This window comes from Planococcus sp. CPCC 101016, assembly GCF_007859295.1.
Classification (GTDB): domain Bacteria; phylum Bacillota; class Bacilli; order Bacillales_A; family Planococcaceae; genus Planococcus.
This window is the reverse complement of the sequence record NZ_VOHB01000003.1, coordinates 432495-448851: the sequence shown is the minus strand read 5'-3', so window position 1 is coordinate 448851 and position 16357 is coordinate 432495. Positions and strand designations below refer to the sequence as shown.

Annotated in this window: 17 protein-coding genes; 15 read left to right on the top strand and 2 right to left on the bottom strand. The window is 43.4% G+C overall.

Annotated features, from left to right (window positions below; translation table 11 throughout):
• The first annotated feature begins 6 nt into the window (after positions 1–6).
• From FQV26_RS14155 to FQV26_RS14130, 6 genes are all read left to right on the top strand, one after another.
• Positions 7–1149, top strand: a complete 1143-nt coding sequence (locus tag FQV26_RS14155) for a sensor histidine kinase (protein ID WP_146558188.1) — start codon at positions 7–9, stop codon at positions 1147–1149.
• Positions 1146–1778: a response regulator transcription factor gene (locus FQV26_RS14150; RefSeq protein ID WP_146558187.1), complete on the top strand. Its 633-nt coding sequence runs from the start codon at positions 1146–1148 to the stop codon at positions 1776–1778. Before FQV26_RS14155 ends, FQV26_RS14150 begins: the two co-directional genes overlap by 4 nt.
• Positions 1779–1896: 118 nt before the next feature.
• A complete protein-coding gene (locus tag FQV26_RS14145) occupies positions 1897–2829 on the top strand; it encodes an ABC transporter ATP-binding protein (protein WP_146558186.1) in 933 nt (310 codons plus the stop codon).
• Between the two features lie 12 nt (positions 2830–2841).
• Positions 2842–4113, top strand: a complete 1272-nt coding sequence (locus tag FQV26_RS14140) for an ABC transporter permease (protein WP_146558185.1) — start codon at positions 2842–2844, stop codon at positions 4111–4113.
• A gap of 2 nt (positions 4114–4115) precedes the next feature.
• On the top strand, positions 4116–5219 hold the full coding sequence (locus FQV26_RS14135) for an ABC transporter permease (protein ID WP_146558184.1): 1104 nt from the start codon (positions 4116–4118) through the stop codon (positions 5217–5219).
• A gap of 341 nt (positions 5220–5560) precedes the next feature.
• Positions 5561–6550 (top strand): tRNA dihydrouridine synthase, encoded by a 990-nt coding sequence (locus FQV26_RS14130; RefSeq protein WP_146558183.1) that lies wholly within the window; start codon positions 5561–5563, stop codon positions 6548–6550.
• Positions 6551–6786: 236 nt separating this feature from the next.
• Here the strand turns inward: FQV26_RS14130 and FQV26_RS14125 are convergent, their stop codons facing one another.
• Positions 6787–7311 (bottom strand): DUF421 domain-containing protein, encoded by a 525-nt coding sequence (locus tag FQV26_RS14125; RefSeq protein WP_146558182.1) that lies wholly within the window; start codon positions 7309–7311, stop codon positions 6787–6789.
• 481 nt (positions 7312–7792) lie between these two features.
• Between FQV26_RS14125 and FQV26_RS14120 the strand changes: the two genes are divergently transcribed.
• The 4 genes from FQV26_RS14120 to FQV26_RS14105 all read left to right on the top strand — a co-directional run bounded on the left by FQV26_RS14120 (position 7793) and on the right by FQV26_RS14105 (position 10599).
• Entirely contained in the window at positions 7793–8242 is a 450-nt protein-coding gene (locus FQV26_RS14120; RefSeq protein WP_146558181.1) for a PTS sugar transporter subunit IIA, read from the top strand.
• Between the two features lie 73 nt (positions 8243–8315).
• Positions 8316–9680, top strand: coding sequence for a PTS galactitol transporter subunit IIC (locus FQV26_RS14115; protein ID WP_222433905.1), 1365 nt, complete (start codon positions 8316–8318; stop codon positions 9678–9680).
• Positions 9677–9964 carry a PTS sugar transporter subunit IIB gene (locus FQV26_RS14110; RefSeq protein WP_146558180.1) on the top strand — a complete coding sequence of 96 codons (288 nt, stop codon included), beginning with the start codon at positions 9677–9679 and terminating at the stop codon, positions 9962–9964. The genes FQV26_RS14115 and FQV26_RS14110 overlap by 4 nt, the downstream gene beginning before the upstream one ends.
• 170 nt (positions 9965–10134) lie before the next feature.
• Positions 10135–10599, top strand: coding sequence for a MarR family winged helix-turn-helix transcriptional regulator (locus FQV26_RS14105; RefSeq protein WP_146558179.1), 465 nt, complete (start codon positions 10135–10137; stop codon positions 10597–10599).
• Positions 10600–10686: 87 nt separating this feature from the next.
• Here FQV26_RS14105 and FQV26_RS14100 read toward each other — a convergent pair whose 3' ends face one another.
• Positions 10687–11202, bottom strand: a complete 516-nt coding sequence (locus tag FQV26_RS14100; protein WP_146558178.1) for a CarD family transcriptional regulator — start codon at positions 11200–11202, stop codon at positions 10687–10689.
• A gap of 193 nt (positions 11203–11395) precedes the next feature.
• Here FQV26_RS14100 and FQV26_RS14095 point away from each other — a divergent pair, with 193 nt between their 5' ends.
• The 5 genes from FQV26_RS14095 to FQV26_RS14075 all read left to right on the top strand — a co-directional run bounded on the left by FQV26_RS14095 (position 11396) and on the right by FQV26_RS14075 (position 16343).
• Positions 11396–11608, top strand: a complete 213-nt coding sequence (locus FQV26_RS14095; protein WP_146558177.1) for a hypothetical protein — start codon at positions 11396–11398, stop codon at positions 11606–11608.
• A 118-nt stretch (positions 11609–11726) separates the two neighbouring features.
• The gene (locus FQV26_RS14090; RefSeq protein ID WP_146558176.1) at positions 11727–12245 is read left to right on the top strand and encodes a YehS family protein; all 519 of its coding nucleotides are present in this window, start codon (positions 11727–11729) and stop codon (positions 12243–12245) included.
• Positions 12246–12430: 185 nt separating this feature from the next.
• Positions 12431–13549 carry a sugar ABC transporter substrate-binding protein gene (locus FQV26_RS14085; protein WP_146558175.1) on the top strand — a complete coding sequence of 373 codons (1119 nt, stop codon included), beginning with the start codon at positions 12431–12433 and terminating at the stop codon, positions 13547–13549.
• Positions 13550–13634: 85 nt separating this feature from the next.
• The gene (locus tag FQV26_RS14080) at positions 13635–15155 is read left to right on the top strand and encodes a sugar ABC transporter ATP-binding protein (protein ID WP_146558174.1); all 1521 of its coding nucleotides are present in this window, start codon (positions 13635–13637) and stop codon (positions 15153–15155) included.
• Positions 15156–15167: 12 nt separating this feature from the next.
• Entirely contained in the window at positions 15168–16343 is a 1176-nt protein-coding gene (locus FQV26_RS14075; RefSeq protein ID WP_146558173.1) for a sugar ABC transporter permease, read from the top strand.
• Positions 16344–16357: the final 14 nt, after the last annotated feature.

Below are 16357 nucleotides of genomic sequence, written 5' to 3'. Positions count from 1 at the left end.
TGAAGCATGCGGTCGTACTGGTTTTGGTTAATGATGCTGGGCACATCTTGGGCTATGGGTCTTTTTCAACTATCTTTAGGCATCGGTGAATTGCCCATGCATATTTTCGGCAGTGCGCTATTCTTTGGCTTGTTTTTTCTGGCACCTTTAGTAAGGCGAATTCCGGTGTTGGCTTTTTTGAATTTATTGGTGATGGCTATTTTAGCAATTTTAATCTTTTGGCCGGAAGCAGAAACAGCTTTTAATCCCTATCCTCTTCTGATCTTTACGATAATTGCTGGAAAAACAGTCTACCGATTATCTACAAGAGAGACGGTGGCTATAGGCGCTGTTCTATTAGGCGGCGCCCTAATGTATAGCATTGTCGGAGATTGGGGTTTAACTCCACTATTCATTTTGCTCTACGGTTTATTGGTTAGTGCAGCACTGGTTTTTTTCAGGAAAAGCTATGTGCTGGAAGAAGAATTGCAGGAGCGCAACGAGGCTTTATTGAGCGAATACCGAAAGATGAAACGACGCTTGCTGACAGACGAACAGGCAGCCCGCCAGGAAGAGCGGACGCAAATTGCACGAGACATCCATGATTCCGTGGGGCATAAGCTGACAGCATTGTTGATGCAATTGGAAGTTACCCGGCTGCAGGCGGAGGGTGAAGATGCTGAACAGCTGCAAGATTTGAAATTACTAGCGAAAGAAAGTTTGGAAGAAACACGCAATGCCGTAAAAGCCTTGAAGCATGACGAGACTGGAGGCGTTACGGCGATCATCGGATTGATTCGGAAACTGGAAGCTGAAAGTTTTCTTCGCATCCAGTTTTCCATTAAGCATGGTGCGTTGTCCGCACCACTCGGAAATGATCAAATGGTGATTGTGTACCGTGGGGTTCAGGAAGCGTTGACGAATATCATGCGCCACAGCCATGCCCGAGAAGCAGAAATTGTTTTTGAAATGCCTGGCGGCAGTGTTTTCCGTTTTATCGTAAGCAATAAAACTTTAGAAACAACTGCATTCCATGAAGGATTTGGATTGGCATCAATGCGAGAACGAATTGAGCAGGCAGGGGGAGAATTTAAAGCGGGACCAGAAAACGGTTTATTCATCGTCAAAGGATCGCTGCCGTTAATCGTTAAGGAGAGTGGTTTAGAATGATTCGTGTATTGTTGGCAGAAGACCAGGCAATGGTGCGCCAAGGGTTAAAAATGATGATTGAAACAGACAAAGCGATTCAAGTGACAGGAGAAGCAGTGAACGGCAAAGAGGCAGTGGAGTTATGTGAAACGCATTCGTTCGATCTGATTGTTATGGATATTCGAATGCCGGTAATGGACGGTCTGGAAGCAACCCGCATCATCCTATCGCGTTGGCCCAAAAGCAAGGTGCTGATATTGACCACTTTTAATGATGATGAGTATGCGCTGGAGGCACTGAAAAGCGGTGCCAGAGGTTATTTATTGAAAGATGCAGATACATCGGAGTTGATACGGTCCATTCGGAGCTGCTTGGATGGCGGTCTTGTGCTCGAAGATCATGTGGCTGCAAATATCCTGCCTAAACTGATGAAACGGCCTGCTGAGAAAAAGGTGGATGAATCTTTGACGTCTAGAGAACTGGACATCATCTGCCGTATAGGAGAAGGACGCAGCAATCGAGAAATTTCTGATGAACTGGCATTGTCGGTGGGGACGGTAAAGAATCATATCAGCATCATTTTGGATAAACTAGAGCTTCGGGACCGCACTCAAATTGCCATCTACGCCATCCGCCATGGACTTGTTTAAGTGAATATGACGGAGGTCACGGTTTTAAATGAAAGTAATGACGTGAGACAGTGGGTGCACTGTCTCTTTTTACATACACTCAGGTTACAGAAACGAAGATGGAAAGGAGCGGGAGATTTTGCTGGAAACCGAAGAACTAAAAAAAGTATTCAAAGGGAAGACTGCAGTAGAAGGAGCCAGCTTATATTTGGATAAAGGCGAGTCGGTCGGTTTGCTTGGGCCGAATGGAGCAGGAAAATCCACGACGATTTCCATGATTTCAACTTTATTGAAACCGACGTCTGGAGATGTCCGGCTAAATGGCAAAAGTATCATCAAGAATCCAAGTGAGATGAGACGGATACTCGGTGTAGTGCCGCAAGAAATCGCACTTTACGGAGAATTGACGGCGTATGAAAATTTAAAGTTCTTTGGACGGATTTATGGACTTTCAGGAAAAGCTTTAGAAGGTGCCATCCAACGCTCTCTGGAATTGGTCGGATTGGCGGAGCGCCAGAAAGAGATTGTCAAAACTTATTCCGGTGGAATGAAGCGTCGCATCAACATTGCGGCCGCTATGATGCATGAACCTGAAATTATCATTATGGATGAACCCACTGTCGGAATCGATCCGCAATCGCGCAGCCACATTCTGGAGATGGTGCGCCAGCTCAATCATGAAAAAGGATTGACCGTGTTGTACACCAGCCATTATATGGAGGAAGTAGAACGCCTCTGTGATCGTGTTTACATTATGGATCATGGAAAAATCATCGCCAGCGGCACAAAAGAAGAGTTGAAGAGCATTCTCTCGAGTGAAGAAACGGTTTGGATTGAATTAGACCGTCCGTATCCGGCGTTTTTCAAAGACCTGCAATCTTTCAAAGTGATCAAACAGGCAGTTGAAACAGAAAAAGGCATCAAGCTGATTCTTCCAAAAGGCAGCCGGATTTTGGGAGAAGTGTTCCAGGCTTCCGAGCGTCATCAGGTGGAAATCATTAATGTGAATGTTCAGAAGCCAAGTTTGGAAGATGTATTCCTGCATTTGACAGGCAGAAAACTGAGAGATTGAGGAGGCAGACCCATGTATACGTTTTTGAAAAAAGACATTCTGGTCTTGTTTCGCGATCGAACTGAACTGGCTGTGCTGTTGGCAATGCCATTCATTTTGATAGCCATCCTGGGATTTGCATTGAGTGGATTGCTCAGCGGCAATTCAGAAGTATTATCGATGGATGTGGCTATTGTACAGGAAGATAATGAACAATTGGGGCTCGAACAATTTGCGGAAGAATTGAACGGTTCAGGTATTCCTGCAGAAGCACGTAGCAGAATAATGGCAGCAGCCCAAGAAACCAGTCCGTCTTCGATTCTTCAGGGGATTTTAACGGATGAAAGTTTAAGAGAATTAGTGACTGCTCAAGAAATGGATACAGCAGCTGCCGCTGAAGCGCTGGAAGAGGAAGAAGTAGTGGCAATTCTTACGATTCCAGAAAATTTCACATTGAATGCCCTGCAAAAAATGCTGATGGACACCGGCGGTGGAGCAGAGCTGGAATTGATGATTGCCGATCATGCAGCAACTCAGTCAGAGGTTTTTACCGATATTTTAGAAGAATTCGTCTGGTCGCTTAATTTTGAAAGTGCGATAGCCCAAGCAGCGAACGGTGAGGCGCCAGCGCCAGAAGAAACGTCGGTTCAGTTTGGCGGAGTGGAAAGCGTTTCAGCTGTCCAGCCAATCAGTTCGTTCCAATATTACACGATCGGCATGGCCGTCATGTTTGCTTTATTTGTCGGTGCCACCATTTCAGGAATCGCATTTGTTGAAAAGCAGCAATTTGTCTTGAACCGCATTTTGTTGTCAGACCAGCATCCTTTTGTATATCTGGGGGCAAAAGCGATTTCGGCAGCAACTGTCACGTTCCTGCAGTTCTGTATCTTGTTTTTCTTTTCTTCCTTGCTTTTTGGTGCATTCGATTTGACGAATTGGTCGTTTTGGCCAGGGATGCTGTTGATTGGATTTACCTTAGCAATTTGTGTTGGAGCATTGGCAGCCTTTTTAACTGCTTTGACCATGCGTTTTAATAACGACAGCATCACGACAGTTTTTGCAGGCGGTGTCGTAACAATATTTGCTTTTCTTGGCGGCAGTTTTACACCGACAGAAGGCATGCCTGACTCCATTCAGAAGCTTGGAGGGTGGACTCCAAATGGAGCTTCTTTGAATGCTTTTCTAATTTGGCTTCAAAACTTGGAGATCGTCCTGCTATGGGAACCGCTTAGTCGGGTTCTTCTACTAACAATTGTTTTGCTCATTTTGAGTCTGCTGATCTTTCCAAGAAAGGGGGAGGCTTAGTCATGAAATCGGTATTCTTACTGCAATGGCAAAGATTTCGCCGAGCGCCTGTCATGATGTTGTCATTTCTTATCATGACCATTATTTTTGTCGCTTTATTAGCCGGCAACAATCCTGCGGAACGGCCAGCGATTCTTGCTTATGCAGATGATTCATTGCCAGAGTCGGAGGCGGAAGATTGGGTGGCTTCGCTTAATAAAGCTGAAGAATTCAACTTCCAATTAATGAGTGAAAAAGATGTGCGTGAAGCCGTTGCAGCAGGTGATGCACCGTTAGCGCTGCGCTTAATGGATGGTAACTACCGGATTGTGCTGGCGGCCGACGATATGGGGCGTTTTGTTCTGGAAGCCTTTTTGAACCGGAAGTATCGTGAGGAATTACGGTTTCAACAAGTTGAACAGCAAATAGCTGGAAGTGATATACGGACAGAAGTTGCTGGCTTGATGGAGGAGCCGCCGCTTCAAGTAACCACTACCACCTTGGAGGGCACCGAGGAATTTCAATATGACAATCAATTGCAGCTTTTATTTGGAATGACCTTGTTTTTCTCGGTCTATACAATCATGTTCAGTTTGATGAAAATTGTTGAGGAAAAGAAATATGGAACTTGGAACCGCTTGATTTTGTCTCCAGTGGGTAAATGGGAAATTTATTTAGGTCACCTGGCGTACAGTTTTGCCATTGGCTATTTCCAGATTGTCACGATTTTCATTTTATTCAAGTACGCATTTCATTTTGATGTCGGCGATCGTTTTGGAGCGATTTTGTTAATCATTGCGTGCTACACATTTGCGATTGTGGCTCTTAGCATGCTTGTCATGGGCTTGGTCAGTCGTCCGCAGCAGCTTCAAGCGGTCGTTCCGATTATCGCAACCGGAATGGCGATGATCGGCGGCGCTTTCTGGCCGATTGAGCTGGTCAACAGTAATATGCTGCTGGCTATATCTAAAATCCTGCCGATTACCTACGGACTTGATGCCTTAAAAGGTGTTGCGATATATGACCGCAGCTGGCAGGAGCTCAGCGAACCAATCTCCATCTTATTGCTAATTGGCGTAGTTTGTATGGGAATCGGCATCAACTTGATGGAACGCCGTACGTATTAATACGATATTCGCTTATTGATCTGTTGTGCATATGGTCGTCACATTTTTCCAATCTTTACGGGGTTCTGCCGGCAAGCATCATTGCATAATAACTTGCATAAAAGCCAGTCCCATTCGTTTCCGAAGATACGATAGAAGAGAGTAGAGTTGAACATATCCGGGCTGTTTGGAACGCGCTGCTTTCCACAAAGACGAGATTCGTGTAAACTATACAAGGTTAAGAAATAATGAAATAACCTTAGAAAAAGTCGATGTTTACTGATTTTCAGTATAGATAAAGCAAGAATTTTTGGGTAGAGGACTGGCCTTTTATCCCGTAATGAAAGGATTGGAATGTGAGTATGAAAGAGAATTTTTGGCGTGATTTGCCGAAGCCATTTTTTGTTTTAGCGCCGATGGAAGATGTGACGAACGTGGTGTTTCGCCATGTAGTAGCTGAAGCGGCAAGACCTGACGTGTTTTTTACAGAGTTTACGAACACGGAAAGTTACTGTCATCCGGAAGCGGTTTTCAGTGTGCGTGGGCGTCTGACGTTTACAGAAGATGAACAGCCCATGGTGGCGCACATATGGGGCAACAAGCCCGAGCATTTCCGTGAAATGAGTATCGGCATGGCAAAGCAAGGCTTTAAAGGAATCGATATCAACATGGGCTGCCCTGTGCCGAATGTCGCCGCAAAAGGAAAAGGCAGCGGTCTGATCAATTACCCGGACAACGCAGCTGAGATCATTCAGGCGGCTAAAGCAGGCGGATTGCCTGTCAGTGTGAAAACACGGCTTGGTTATACCAACGTGGAAGAGTGGAAAGGCTGGCTGACCCATGTATTGGAGCAGGACATCGCCAATCTATCGATCCATTTACGGACGAAAAAAGAAATGAGTGCAGTGCCTGCACACTGGGAACTCATTCCGGAGATCAAGAAACTTCGAGATGAAATAGCGCCGAATACACTTTTGACTATTAACGGGGATATTCCGGATCGTCAAACTGGCCAAGAGCTTGCCGATAAATACGGCATTGACGGCGTCATGATCGGGCGAGGGATTTTCCATAATCCATTTGCCTTTGAACAAGAACCGAGAGAGCATGACACCAAAGAATTATTTGATCTTTTGAGACTTCACATGGATCTCCATGACAAATATTCCACTGACATCGAGCCAATTTCCTTCAAGCCGCTCCGTCGCTTCTTTAAGATCTATGTCCGTGGAGTCCGTGGAGCCGGGGAGTTGCGGAACCAATTGATGTATACAGAAACAACGGATGAAGTGCGTGCACTGCTCAATGCTTTTGAAGAAGAACAAAGCTTGGTCGAAGTGGCAGGAAACTAGCTGAATTTCCGAAGAATGTAACTTGACTGCTATAGAAAATAAATTCGTGTACTGGAAGAATGTCTTTCTTGCAGTACTCCTTATATTCATAAAAATAAACAAGCTGGCCTCTCACTCGAGCGGTCAGCTTGTTTGTTTTTCTTCATTTAGAATTACAGTTTTTTTCCGAAGACTAACTGATTCATTAGACAAGAAGATGAGGTTCCATTCTCCTGTAAACTAAATAGCTTAGAATTCTATTTAATATGTTCTGCATCAATGAGCGTATCCATGGCTCCTGCTTTGCTTTTAGGGATAAGAGACAACATTCCATTGCCTTCCAGTACGACAGCTTCTATCAATTCCATTGAACCACTGCCTTGTTGCCGCGCGGCGTTTCTGATTTCGCTCTTCAAAACTCGCTCCTTCTTTAGAGCCTCTTCACAATACTCGCCGTTATAATAGAGAAAAGTCGGGGTTGGGTTGATGACGGCGCCAAATTTCTTTGATTTCATTTCCATTACAGCAATAAATAGCTGAATAAAAGTCAGCATTCCAAGTACAAATGCCCCCTCGATAAATGAAATCTTATCAGTAGTAAGGATGGTTGCAATTGTGGATCCGTAAGCAACGGAAATAATGACATCGAACATATTGTACTGAAACATCGTTCGCTTTCCGGAAAGCCGCATGATCAAGATCAGGTATCCATAAATAAATATTGCCATTATCACAATTCGGATAGGGCTTTTCCAGCCGTCAAACAGTAAAGTATCTAGCAAAGTTATCCCTCCCTTGATATCATGTCCTTTAACATCATAGATTTATAGAGCATATCTATCTTTTGTTTAGAGTTTCGAAATCTGTACCATTTAGTTACCCGGCTGTTTTTGCTCTCAAACGCAGTGGCTTTTTGATATTCCACGCATAGTGATAAAGAGGCGCAAAACAACGTCATTTTTCTCACGGTCGCCGCCGTATGTTTTTAACCTTTTAAATGGGCGAACTAAATCCTGCAAGTACAGCTGTTTAAAAGTTCTTTTATCATATGACCGCTTTTATTAACTAAATATTCTGATTGTCTATTGATTTATAATGAAAGCGCTTTATAATTAACGGTAGCATCAAATGTGCAACATTAGAACATTTGTAAAAATGATAGATCATTGCGGCAAAGCATGAGAACTGCCTGTTATCTGTACATATTGTGATCTATCACATCTGTTGAAGTAGTAAAAATCAGACTTAAAAGGAGCGTGGACGATGAAAGTGGCAGAAGAATTGACGATCATTGAAATGGAAGCAGATTCAAAAGAAGAGGTCCTGGATTTATTAGGAAATCGGCTATTTGAGCAAGGATTTGTCAAAGAGGGGTTTGTCGAAAGCATTCTCAAAAGAGAGGAAAACTATCCAACCGGGTTGCCGACAGAGCCCGTTGGCGTAGCGATTCCGCATACCGATGGCGATATGGTCAATAAATCAACAATCGCTTTTGCTAATTTAAAAAATCCTGTCAAATTTCTGATGATGGGAACGGATGACAAATGGGTGGATGTGAAGCTGATTTTCATGCTCGCGTTAAAAAGCTCGGACGACCAGCTGAATATGCTTCAAAAATTAGTAGGTTTATTTCAAGATCCTGAAATGGTCTCAAAATTGGCTGAGGTCAAAGATGTGAATGAACTGAACGAATTAGTGCAGGACAAGGTATAAAAATTTTCAGCACAGCCCTAAAATAAGCTTTTTCTTTCTATAGATGAATATTATAAATAGAGGAGTGAATCTGATGGGGTTTTTGCAATGGTTTGTGGACCTTGGCGCGAGTGTATTATTGCCGATTTTGATCTTTATTTTTGCATTGGTGCTGGGAACTAAGCCTGGCAAAGCGATCCGTGCCGGTATCATTGTCGGGATCGGGTTTGTCGGAATTAACTTGGTTATCGGGCTGCTTGTTTCAAGTTTGGGGCCAGCCGCTCAATCGATGGTCGATAATTTTGGTTTTGAGTTAAATACCATTGACGTGGGTTGGCCGGCAGCTTCTGCCATTTCTTACGGAACATCATTGGGAAGCTTAGCCATTCCGCTGGGCGTAGGCGTCAATCTGTTGTTGCTGACTTTCGGTTTGACCAAAACGCTGAACGTCGACATTTGGAATTTTTGGCACGTAGCTTTCACCGGTTCTTTGGTTTATGCCCTGACTTCAGATTTTTGGCTGGGGATTCTGACGATCATTGTTCACTTGCTGCTGCTTTATTTGATGGCAGATGTTCTGGCCAAGCATATCGAGAAGTTTTACGGCTTTCAGAACATTACCTTTCCACATGGAACCTCGGCACCATCTGCCTTTGTGGCAATGCCGATGAATTGGGTTTTTGATCGGATTCCGGGATTTAACAAGCTGGAAGCTGATCCGGAGTCGATTCAAAAAAGACTTGGTATTCTTGGAGATTCCACAATCATCGGTGTAATGATCGGGATTCTGATCGGGATATTGGCTGGATATGACATTCCGGGGATTCTGCAGTTAGCCATTCAAACCGGTGCCGTCATGGTACTCCTTCCACGAATGGTTGCCTTGTTGATGGAGGGGCTGATTCCGGTTTCGGAGGCAGCGGGCGAATTTGTTAAAAAGCGCTTCCCTGGAAGAGATTTGTATATCGGGATGGACAGCGCTTTGGCGATTGGGCACCCGGCCGTACTGTCCTCAGCTTTGTTGATTGTGCCGATCACGATTTTCATGGCGGTTTTGCTGCCGGGAAATTCCGTTTTGCCTTTTGCTGATCTGGCCTCTATTCCATTTTTAATTTGTTTGATGGTTCCAATATTTAGAGGAAATATTATCCGGACGGTTATCGGAGGCTCCATCTATATCGGAATCGGTTTTTATATCGCCACATGGATTGCACCACTGTTTACGGAGGCTGCCATTGCCTCAAATTTTGAAATGGGTGAGAACACCAGCATTTCGTCTTTGATCGATGGAGCGGTTTGGACCACCTTTATCTTTGTCTGGATTCCTAAAATTCTCAGCTGGTATGGCATGATCGGATTGGGACTGCTGGTTCTATTCGGATTAATCTATCAGAATAAAATCAAACCAAGACGTCAAAAAAAGACTGAAGCAACAACACAAGAGGAGGAAGTTAAATGAAAAAGCTATTGATTATGTGCGGCACAGGAATCGCAACTTCGACTGTGGTAAAAGGGAAAGTGGAACAATGGCTGAAGGACAATAACCTGAGTCAGGAAGTTAAAATTTATCAGTCGAAAGTAAGCGATGAAATCGGCAGGATTGATGAATACGATGTGGTATTGTCCACCACCTTGGTGCCGAATAATATTAAAGACAAGGTGATTGACGGGGTGCCGCTGCTAACGGGTATTGGCATTGACAGCATGTATGACAAGGTGTTGGCTGAAATTAAACGCGAGTAATGTGTAAAGGAAAAAAGCATTTATGAAATCCATTTCGTAAATGCTTTTTTCAAATGAACTGTCGTCCAGCTCGAGAGTTCAGCGGCTAAGGTATAGCGCTTTTTGCAGCGTCTTCCTATTTGAATGACTGTTCTAGAAATTGACTTCACCTATAGGAATCGGTATATTAAATGGCGAAGATGAGAATAGGAGTGGGTCGTTTGAACCCCGATGCGGAGTTACAGAACTTAGATTTGATTGATTTATTGAATGAACGCCATCTATCGACACGGAAAATGGCAGAAAAGGCATGGAATCATGCGAGTGAGATCCGTATTTCAAATTCTGAGTGGTACATCATGGCGCGAATTTATCAAAAGCAACCGACCATCGCATACGTCACGAAGAATGTAGATATTTCCCGGCAAGCGATCCATAAGTTTATTAAGAACCTGGCTGCTAAAGGATTGGTGGAAGTTCAAAATGTGGAGAACAATAAAAAAGAGAAATGCATACGGCTCACCATTTTAGGAGAAGAATGCTACGAGAAAAATGAGGCGCTGAAGCTTCAGCTGGAAAATAGAATTGCCGAAAAGATTGGCTCTGACCAAATGAAAGCTCTCAAGGATGTCCTGAAGACCGATTGGGGAGTATAGCCTTATCCTTAAAGAACGCCCTGCTTCATCAAGTGATTGATGAAGCAGGGCGTTCTTTTTTAACTTCGTTATTGCAGGACAATGTTGTTATACAGCAGGAAGCGGTTGGGCTTCTTTAATCATATCATTAATTAATTTGTTGATTTCTTCGAAGCTGGTGTCGAGCGCGCGTGCCAGTTCTTTAAAGAGGATAATTTGTGTATTATTAAGAAGTTTATAATCAGGTTCATAGAATGTTTCTTTCTGAAGCTGTGCATCGCATTTTTTGCGCATCAAGGTGTTGACGACTTTTGCAATCTGCAAGCGGTCTCCCGAATTAATGAGCTGTGAATACTGCTGCAGCCGAGAATTGGGCTGAGTGTTCCATTCTGCCCCAGGATGGTTAAAGGTTTCAATGATTTCAAGGGCTTGTTCTTTCTGGAGAAGCTTCAGCATGACAACTTTTTCATTGTCGACAGGTGTACTGATGGTCACTAGCGTATTTTCCAAAGGATGCAATTTATAATACTTCTTAGTAACACCTGAAACTGTTTCCTCACGAATATCGTCAATTCTACATAGGCCATGAGCAGAATAAATGATGTGGTCCCCAATAGTGAACATTTTTTTCCTCCTAAAATCTATCTCAACTCTCTTCACTATAACACATATAGAGTTGGTTAACTTAGTTGACAATCTGCTTAAAACTTTTTCGAAAGACATAAAATTGTCATAAAGATTGGATTAGAAAATGTTTAAGAAGGGAATATTAAAAAGAAGAGTTCTACGGACTGCTAAAGTGGAGGTAAAAAAATAGATGAAGAATGTAGAAGAAGCAAAGCGATTGATCATTGCTGAGAAGCTTAAGTATTACAATGAGCGCTTGGGTGACGTGGAACGGGATTTGCAGTTTTTTTACGAAGAATCTAAAGGCGACGAAGAATGTTTGAAAATCATTACGAACTTACAGAATAACCTTAAGCAATTAAAAGAAATAAAAAATAAAAACAACCATGAGACAGTCATATAAAACTGTCTTTTTTGCTGTCTTTAGGCAAGCCTGTTGGACGAACGATTATGTGCTATCATTAGAAATGGATTTATCACAGATAGCTAGTATGACGGGAACTTAACAGGAGGTAAATGGAATGGATAATAATGATTTATTGATCAGGCTGCGCTACGCGCTGGACATAAAAAATAATGACATGGTCGAAATCTTCAAACTAGGCGGAGTGGATCTGAGCAAGGAAGAAGTGCTGAAAGTACTGACAAAGACGCCGGAAAGTGATGATGAGGACACGGACAGCATTTGGGCCGAACAAGAAAGTGATGATTACATCAAAGCGGATGATTATTTGTTTGAATCGTTCTTGAATGGCTTTATCATTTTTAAACGGGGACGTCAGGAACCTAAACCGGGACAGCCTGAAATTCCACCGTTGACGAATGAGCGTTCCAACAATCTGCTTTTGAAAAAAGTGAAAATCGCTTTGCAGCTCAACAGTGAAGACATGTTGGAAATTTGGGATTTAGCCGGCGTTACTGTAACAAGAGGCGAGCTTGGTGCATTACTGCGAAAAGTAGGCCATAAAAATTACAAAGAATGCGGCGATCGCTACGCACGGAACTTCCTGAAAGGCTTGGCAATCAGATACAGAAAATAAAAGAGCATTTTCACCTGTCGGCTCAATCGGCAAGTGGAAATGCTCTTTTTGCTGCGGCAACGATATAGGAAAGTTAAAAAATTACAGATGATGTTAAAAGAGTGCTATTGATAGCGCTTTCATTAATGAAAACTGAATTTATACTAAAGTTGTACTTAACTTATTTAAAGGGAGAGGGATAAATAATGAGAAAGAATTTGAAGGGTGTCTTGTTTCTGATGATGCTTGTCGTATTTGCGTTGGTAGCTGCCGGATGCAATAGTGACGCTAGTGGAGGATCATCATCAGCTGTGGATGTGGGGATTGTACTGCCAACCAAAGATGAACCAAGATGGGTTCAAGATGAGCAGCGCTTTAAAGATGCATTAGCAGATTCCGATTATTCGACAGAAATTTTATTCAGTCAGGGATCTTCAGCAAAAGAAAAAGAAAATGTTGAAGCTTTGCTGAACAAAGGCATCAAAGTACTGATCATCACACCTCATGATGGGCCAGCAGCTGCAGCAGCAGTGGAAGCGGCGAAAAAAGAAGGTGTGACAGTCATTGCTTATGACCGTTTGATTACAGATACGGATGCAGTGGACTATTATGTAACATTTGACAGTTTGGCAGTGGGAGCAGCACAGGCCCAATACCTGGTTGATAACGCAGAAGGCACAGATATTCCGCTTTACTTATACGCAGGAGCATCTTCAGATAACAACGCTTTCCTGTTCTTCCAAGGGGCATGGGAAGTGCTTCAGCCAAAAATCGCGGACGGCACGTTCAAAGTAGTCAATTCCAGTGAAGCGAAAGCATTAAAAGATACAAAAGACCTTTCACGTGAGCAATTGAGCAAAATCATTGGCCAGGTTACGACCAACTGGGATCCGAACGAATCCAAAAACAAAGCACAGACGCATTTAACTTCTGTCGGGGATGACATGAAGGGCGATGTAGCAATTCTTGCGCCGAATGATGGAACAGCTCGTTCGATCGCAGATGTATTTGCTTCTGACAGTGCAGTAACCAACTATTTGATCACTGGTCAGGATGCTGAAAAAGCATCAATCCAATACATTATCGATGAAAAACAATCTATGACAGTCTTTAAAGATGTTCGTTCATTGGTTACAGACGCAATGGGCATGGCAGTTGAAGTATTGGACGGCAATACACCTGAAACGACTGGAACTTATGACAACGGATCGGTAGAAGTAAAAGCAAAACAAACTCCGGTCATTGTTGTAGATCAGGAAAACGTCAAAGCTGAATTGATCGATTCCGAGTATTACGAAGCAAGTGAGTTTACAGGGCTAGAGTAAAAGTACAACGAAGCGGAAAAATAGTGATAGAACGTCTATCGCTATTCTTCCGTTTCACTTGTATTTAGCGCAGGGAGGCGATTGCATGAGTAAATATATTTTAGAGATGAACAATATTACAAAGGAATTCCCAGGCGTTAAAGCTCTTTCTGATGTCAATTTTAAAGTAGAAAAGGGAGAAATTCACTGCTTGATTGGCGAAAATGGAGCAGGGAAATCCACCTTAATGAAAGTGCTGAGCGGAGTTTATCCTTATGGAACATATAAAGGCGATATCGTTTTCGAAGGGAAGGTCCAGCAGTTCAACGAAATCAATGACAGTGTCCGAGCAGGAATCGGCATCATCTATCAAGAACTTGCATTATTTCCCGATTTGACGGTATACGAAAACATCTTCGCTGGCAATGAAATCAAAAAAGGACCGTTTGTCGATTGGAATGAAACCGTCGTTCAAGCGACACGAATGCTCAAAAAAGTAAAGCTGAATGTCACACCGGAAACCTTAATCAAGGACCTCGGTGTCGGAAAGCAGCAATTAGTTGAAATCGCCAAAGCACTCAGCAAAGATGTGAAACTGCTCATCCTCGATGAACCGACCGCTGCGTTAAATGAAAACGATAGTGAAAATTTATTGGATTTGTTAAAGGAACTCAAAAGTCAGGGCATCAGCTGCATCATGATTTCACATAAATTGAAGGAAGTGATCTCTATTGCAGACAAGGCGACAGTCTTGCGGGATGGCAAAACGATTTGCACGCTGGACGCACGCAAAGGGGAAATCACCGAGAGCATCATCATCAAAAACATGGTCGGACGTGAAATTGAAGACATTTACCCAAAACGGCCAGACAAGAAAATCGGGGAAACGGTGTTAAAACTGACAGACTGGTCTGCCTACGATACACAACTGGGACGTGAAGTTGCAAAGAACATCAACCTTGAAGTGAAAAAAGGGGAAATTGTCGGCATTGCAGGCCTGATGGGATCGGGCCGGACGGAACTTGCGCTCAGCATTTTCGGCAACCCTAAAAACTACAAGCTTAACGGAGAGCTGGAAGTGCACGGGGAAAAGAAAAATTTCAAGCACACCAGCGATGCAATCAAAGCAGGCATTGCATATGTAACAGAAGACCGTAAAGGTGATGGGCTGTTTCTGATCCAAGACATCAAAATCAATGTCTCCGCAGCTCACATGAAGGGCATTTCCAAAAAAGGCATCCTGAACTTGAATGAAGAAGTGAAAGTTGGAACAGATTATAAAAAATCGCTCAATATCAAAGCCAGCTCTCTTGAACAAGTTGTCGGCAAATTGAGCGGCGGCAACCAGCAGAAAGTCTCGCTCGGCAAATGGCTGTTCACAGGACCGAGAATTCTCATCCTCGACGAGCCCACTCGCGGGATTGATGTAGGGGCAAAATTCGAAATTTATACCATCATGAACGAATTGATCAAAGAAGGGCTCAGCATCATTATGATTTCCTCAGAACTTGGTGAAATCATGGGGATGAGCGATCGCATCTATGTAATGGCTGAAGGTGCGGTGAGAGGCGAATTAGCTATCGAAGAAACGACTCAAGAAACCATTATGGAACTCGCGACGCAATAGGAGGCAGTTACAATGAATTTATTTACAGAAGCTAAATCTATCATCAAATTGAATATCCGCGATTACGGCATGTATATTGCGTTGATCGTTATTATGCTGACATTTACTATCATGACTGATGGCCTGTTTATTTCTTCCCGGAACATCAGCAATTTGCTTGACTCTGCAGGTTACATTGCTGTCCTTGCTGTCGGAATGACCTTGGTCATCGTCATCCGTCACATCGATTTATCCGTCGGTTTTGTTGCCGGCTTTTTAGGCGCAGTTGCGGCCATCTTCATGACACAACTCGGTTTTTCCATCTGGATTACCATTCCCGTCATTTTGCTGTTTGGGATTATAATCGGCTGTTTCAATGGGTTCTTGATTGCCCAGCTTGGGATTCCGGCTTTTGTGGCAACACTTGCAAGCATGCTCATTTTCCGTGGAGCTTTGTTGAATATCACGGAAGACACCGGGACCATCATTATCAACAACGACCAATTCAATGCGATCGGCAACGGATTTATCCCTTCACTGATGGTGGTTAACGGTCTGCACCTATTATCTTTGCTGGTCGGAGTTGCGGCTATCCTCCTATACATTTACAGTGAAATTTCCACTCGGAAAAATAAAATGACTTACGGTTTTGATGTCATGTCAAGCGGCATTTTTCTCATAAAACTTTTGCTGGTTTCTTTGGTAATTGCTTATATTACGTGGATTTTAGCAGGCTATAACGGATTTTCGTGGACGATGATCATCATGCTGATGGTGGTAGTCATCTATCATTTCCTAACGACCAAAACGGTTTTAGGCAGAAACATCTACGCGGTCGGAAGTAATCCGGAAGCTGCGCATTTAAGCGGCATTAATGTGAAGAAAATCACTTATATTGTTTTTGGCTCCATGGGTATGTTGGCTGCCTTGTCAGGCTTGCTGTTCACTGCACGCCTTCAGTCAGCCACAACTACTGCAGGTACATTGTTCGAATTGGATGCCATCGCAGCAGCTTATGTCGGGGGTGTTTCGTCGGCTGGTGGGGTCGGGCGTGTTACAGGAGCTATCATTGGTGCTGTGGTTATGGCTTGTTTATCCAGCGGAATGAACTTGCTGGGTACCGGTATTTCTTATCAATACATGATCCGCGGCGGCGTTCTTGCAGCGGCTGTTATATTTGATGTAATGACGCGCCGACAGCGCGCTTAGCTATTATTGAACGC

Coding starts and splice junctions, on each gene's coding strand:
- FQV26_RS14150 (WP_146558187.1), top strand. CDS start 1,146: ATGATTCGTGTATTGTTGGCAGAAGACCAGGCAATGGTGCGCCAAGGG.
- FQV26_RS14155 (WP_146558188.1), top strand. CDS start 7: ATGCGGTCGTACTGGTTTTGGTTAATGATGCTGGGCACATCTTGGGCT.
- FQV26_RS14130 (WP_146558183.1), top strand. CDS start 5,561: ATGAAAGAGAATTTTTGGCGTGATTTGCCGAAGCCATTTTTTGTTTTA.
- FQV26_RS14090 (WP_146558176.1), top strand. CDS start 11,727: ATGGATAATAATGATTTATTGATCAGGCTGCGCTACGCGCTGGACATA.
- FQV26_RS14105 (WP_146558179.1), top strand. CDS start 10,135: ATGGCGAAGATGAGAATAGGAGTGGGTCGTTTGAACCCCGATGCGGAG.
- FQV26_RS14085 (WP_146558175.1), top strand. CDS start 12,431: ATGAGAAAGAATTTGAAGGGTGTCTTGTTTCTGATGATGCTTGTCGTA.
- FQV26_RS14095 (WP_146558177.1), top strand. CDS start 11,396: ATGAAGAATGTAGAAGAAGCAAAGCGATTGATCATTGCTGAGAAGCTT.
- FQV26_RS14080 (WP_146558174.1), top strand. CDS start 13,635: ATGAGTAAATATATTTTAGAGATGAACAATATTACAAAGGAATTCCCA.
- FQV26_RS14140 (WP_146558185.1), top strand. CDS start 2,842: ATGTATACGTTTTTGAAAAAAGACATTCTGGTCTTGTTTCGCGATCGA.
- FQV26_RS14135 (WP_146558184.1), top strand. CDS start 4,116: ATGAAATCGGTATTCTTACTGCAATGGCAAAGATTTCGCCGAGCGCCT.
- FQV26_RS14110 (WP_146558180.1), top strand. CDS start 9,677: ATGAAAAAGCTATTGATTATGTGCGGCACAGGAATCGCAACTTCGACT.
- FQV26_RS14075 (WP_146558173.1), top strand. CDS start 15,168: ATGAATTTATTTACAGAAGCTAAATCTATCATCAAATTGAATATCCGC.
- FQV26_RS14100 (WP_146558178.1), bottom strand. CDS start 11,202: ATGTTCACTATTGGGGACCACATCATTTATTCTGCTCATGGCCTATGT.
- FQV26_RS14120 (WP_146558181.1), top strand. CDS start 7,793: ATGAAAGTGGCAGAAGAATTGACGATCATTGAAATGGAAGCAGATTCA.
- FQV26_RS14115 (WP_222433905.1), top strand. CDS start 8,316: ATGGGGTTTTTGCAATGGTTTGTGGACCTTGGCGCGAGTGTATTATTG.